A 585-nucleotide genomic window follows, 5' to 3' on the forward strand; every position below is an offset into this window, starting at 1 on the left:
GGTTTTCTCATCAACCGACAGCACGATGGCGTTATCCGGCGGGTTCAGATAAAGCCCGACTACATCGACGACCTTATCGGCAAAATGCGGATCGTTGCTGATCTTGAACGTCTTCAAACGATGGGGTCTAAGGTCGGAAGCAGCCCAGACCTGTCGCACCTGCCAAGCCGTAACGGCGGCATACTTGGCCATCAGGCGCACACTCCAATGCGTCGCCTCACGAGGCACGCGCTGGGTTGTCAGCGTAAGAATTTCCTTCATTTTTTGAGTGCTGAGCTTGCGAGGCTGGCCACTTCGAGGCAGGTCGTTCAATCCCTCAAGACCCGCCTCCAGATAGCGCTTTCGCCATTTGAACACCACAGGCGCCGAGATCTGTAGCTGATTGCTGACGTCTTTGGGCGTTAATCCATCAGCCAACAACAGCAGGATTTTGGCCCGCTGCCCGAGACGTTGCGCCAACGAACCCATCCGCGACCAGCCTTGTAGCGTGGCGTAGTCAGATGGCGTTAAAACGAATGGGGCGGCGGGCTTGGCCATGTGCACTACTGCTCAGTGAGGTCGAAGTCTGGTCAGTATATCGATATG

1 protein-coding gene is annotated in these 585 nt (G+C 55.9%); it reads right to left on the reverse strand.

Features of this window, described 5'->3' with window-relative positions:
• Positions 1-537 (reverse strand): IS630 family transposase (locus ACZYSM_RS29330; protein WP_489077188.1); only part of this gene is annotated, 537 nt, incomplete at its 3' end.
• Between the last annotated feature and the right edge of the window lie 48 nt (positions 538-585).

The organism is Pseudomonas sp. F220 (genome assembly GCF_057813935.1).